General features: G+C 25.5%; 4 protein-coding genes. 2 read left to right on the plus strand and 2 right to left on the minus strand.

Annotation, left to right across the window (positions count from 1 at the left end; genetic code table 11):
- Positions 1 to 165 precede the first annotated feature (165 nt).
- Positions 166 to 726 (minus strand): phosphodiesterase, encoded by a 561-nt coding sequence (gene yfcE, locus G3997_RS01650; RefSeq protein WP_296647070.1) that lies wholly within the window; start codon positions 724 to 726, stop codon positions 166 to 168.
- 18 nt (positions 727 to 744) lie between these two features.
- A complete protein-coding gene (locus G3997_RS01655) occupies positions 745 to 1,545 on the minus strand; it encodes an NAD(+)/NADH kinase (RefSeq protein WP_296647073.1) in 801 nt (266 codons plus the stop codon).
- Positions 1,546 to 1,719: 174 nt separating this feature from the next.
- On the opposite strand from G3997_RS01655, the gene G3997_RS01660 reads away from it, so the two are divergent.
- Both G3997_RS01660 and G3997_RS01665 read left to right on the plus strand, forming a co-directional pair.
- Positions 1,720 to 2,628, plus strand: a complete 909-nt coding sequence (locus tag G3997_RS01660) for an RluA family pseudouridine synthase (RefSeq protein WP_296647078.1) — start codon at positions 1,720 to 1,722, stop codon at positions 2,626 to 2,628.
- 18 nt (positions 2,629 to 2,646) lie between these two features.
- Complete coding sequence (locus G3997_RS01665) at positions 2,647 to 3,651, plus strand: nucleoid-associated protein (RefSeq protein WP_296647082.1); 1,005 nt, start codon at positions 2,647 to 2,649, stop codon at positions 3,649 to 3,651.
- Positions 3,652 to 3,732: the final 81 nt, after the last annotated feature.

Raw genomic sequence — 3,732 nt, forward strand, 5'->3', positions numbered from 1 at the left:
ATAATAAACAAAAAGTAGTTAAATCTAAACCAGTAAAAGAGAGTAAGAAAAAACATGAAAGTAAACACTTTCATGAGTCAAAGAAAAATAACGATAAAAAAGATTTAGATGAAGAATAATTAATTAAGGAGTGGTAAATTTACCACTCCTTATAGTTTTAATGAATTAATCTAAATTTATTATATTACCTGTATTTATATCTATTAAATTAAAGTTCATATCTATCTCATCATCACTTTGAATAATATCTATTATTGCAACGGAATGAGTACCATCTTTAGGAATAGATGTACTTCCAGGGTTTAAAACAACTAAGTTTTCATCAACATATAATTCTTTAACATGAGTATGCCCCATGATAAGTATATCAGCACCCATACTCTTAGCTTTTTTTATTACATCTTCTTTAGAATCTGTATAACCATGAGTTGTTACTATTCTAGTTTCTCCAAATTGAGTCATAAGGTAAGGGCTTTGAATAGGATGATTTATTACCATTTGGTCTACATCAGCATCACAATTACCACGAGCTATAATTATATTATCTAAAGAATTTATTTTAGAAATTAGTCCTTTTGGATTATATCCTTCAGGTATATCATTTCTAGGACCATGATATAGTATATCTCCTCCATGAATTAAAACATCACACTCAGATAATATATCTAATGCTTTTTCAAAATAAGTTAAGCTTCCATGAGTATCACTCATTACTCCAATTTTCATATGTATTCCTCCAACATATTATAAGAATTTTTCTGAAACTCTACTCCAAAATTCATAATCAAACATTCGAAGTAGCTTTATTTTTAAGTCAGATACTGATATTTTAATATCTGACATTTGACTAAATCTATATTCAACCCCATCTATTACTATTAGAATAGAGTCTTCAAATCTATATTCAGGTATTATTTCTATTATCGAATCACTAGAAAAAATTATACTAGAAGTAAAACACCTATATGCATTTGTATTTATAGGATAAAGCGGTGTAAGTTGCATGAGATTTAATCCAGGGTCTACTATACTTCCACCAGCTGCATAATTATAAGCAGTAGATCCAGTTGGAGTAGATATAATCATTCCATCACCACTAAACTTTTGTATATGCTTATTATTAACATTTAAGTTAAGATGTATAGTTCTAGATTTATCTCCTTTAACAACAACTTCATTTATAGCATACATATTAGATTTACAATCATTAGTATATATATTAGCTTCAATTAAAGATATATCTTGAACTAAAAAACTATTATTTTTATACAATTCAATAAATCTATCTATATGATTAGGTGATATTTCTGGAAAGAAACCAAGATGACCTGTATTTATTCCAATTATAGGTATTTGAGGGAAATTAAAATCGTGAACTGTTTTTAGAAAAGACCCATCACCACCAATTGATATTATAAGTTCTGAATCTTTACAGAAATTATATGTAACCTCAAATTCTGCATTTATTAGTTTTTCTGTTAGGACTTTTTTTGTCTCAACAGATTTATTTACTTGATTTGAATTTATAGTTATAATTCTTCTCATTTTTACACCCCTTTATACTTTGTATTATAGCATAATTTGGTATACTAATAAGGTGATTTATTAGTAAATTATATTATGATAAAATATAATTTTATAGTATTAAAAAATCCTTATCTATTTTGACAAAATAGTATAAAATAGATAATGTTATAATTAATGAAAGTAGGTGTAAATTTGTTTAAAAAGGAATATCAAAAATACAACCTTATATCGTATACAAATGAAGAAGAATTAACTCTAAAGGAAGTTTTATTAGATAAATTAAATTTTTCTGTAAGGTCAATATCAAAAATGAAAAGAGAGCAAAGTGTACTTGTAAATGGAATTTTTAAAAAGCCAAGTACCAAGCTTAAAAAAGGAGATTTAATAGAAGTAAAGATAGAAGAAGACATGGCAAACTTTGAATCTCAAAATTTAAATTTAGATATAATATATGATGATTTTGATATAATAATGGTTAATAAACCTCCATTTATGGTAGTACATCCAACTAAAAGTCATTTTGATAATACTATAGCTAATGGAGTGACACATTATATCAACGAAAAATCTGAAAAAGTAAAAATAAGATTTGTAAATAGATTAGACATGAATACATCTGGTCTTGTAATAGTTGCTAAAAATGCATACGCACATCATACATTATCTTTAGATATGAGTAATGATAATGTTGAAAAAAAATATATAACAGTAGTAAAGGGCATTGTAAAAGATGATGAAGGTACTATAGATGAACCAATATACAGACCTACTGAAGATAGTATAAAAAGAGTAGTAGATGAAAGGGGACAAGCATCAGTAACACATTATAAAGTTTTAGAAAGATTAGAGGATGCAACCGTATTAGAAGTAAAGTTAGAAACTGGTAGAACTCATCAAATAAGAGTTCATATGTCTCATATTGGTCATGGTATAATAGGTGATGAATTATATGGCTATGTAGATGAGAATCTTATAAATAGACAAGCTCTTCATGCATATAGTTTAGTATTTAATCAGCCAAGAACAAAAGAACAATTAGAGTTTAAAGCTGACTTACCAAATGATATAAATTGTTTAATTGAAAAACTAAGAAAAAAATAATTAATTGAGGTGGGAATTATGATAATACATAAATTTATTGTACATGTTCTAGATAAAAATAGTGATGTACCAATATTAAATGATTTTGAAGGTAAAATAAACCCTGAGGTAGATAAATTTTTTCAAAAAATAATAAAGAGAGTTACAAAAGATGATGATTTGAGAAAAGGTACTTTTAAAAACTACAATGATAATATAGTTAAAAATTGTTGTGAACAAATAATATATGATGAAAGTACATTCTTAGAAAATTCAAAAGAAATAGCTGCTTATCTTTTTGATATTATGAAAATAAATGCAGAACTAGAATCTTGTGACTTAGCTATTTGTTTATATACAGTAAAAGATGAAAAATATGTAGCTATATTAAAATTAGATTATAAAAAATTATATACTCATTCTATAGAATTTGTAGATGAAAAGTTTAATATACAAATGGTTGCAAATGAAATTGGAATACCTGAGACAGGAAGACAAAAGCAATGTGCTTTAATTGGTGTAAGTGGGATGAATGATGAGTTCCATTTAAGACTTTTAGATAAGGATGCAGAAAAAGCAGAATTAGAATCTAAGTTTATAACAGAATTTTTAAATGCAGAAAAAATAGATGATGATAAATATAAGACAAAAGTATTTAAAAATACTGCAGAAAACTGGATAACAAATGCTTTAAGTAGTGATATAAAACAAGCTGAAGAAGTAAGAAGTATATTAAATTATACATTAAAAGAGAAACATGAAATTGATTTACATGATTTTGTAGAAAGTTCTATAAAAGATAATGAACTTAAAGAAAGCTTTAAAGAACATATGGAAGATAAGGGATTAGAAGAAAGCTTTAATATAGATAAAAAATGGGTTGAAAAGAAACTTAAAAAGAGAAGTATAAAAACAGATAATGGGTTTGATATAAAAGGAGATTTAACAGATTTTGAAGATCCAATGAAATATAGTGTAAGACAAAATCCAGACGGAAGTATAGATATAGTTATAAAAAACGTAAGATTTTATGAAGAAAAATAAACTCTAAGAAAGAAGTATTAATATAAAAGTTAATGCTTCTTTTTTTATATACAAGCACTAAATATAAATATTATTCATATA

The organism is Romboutsia sp. 13368, from assembly GCF_018336475.1.
GTDB lineage: Bacteria > Bacillota > Clostridia > Peptostreptococcales > Peptostreptococcaceae > Romboutsia.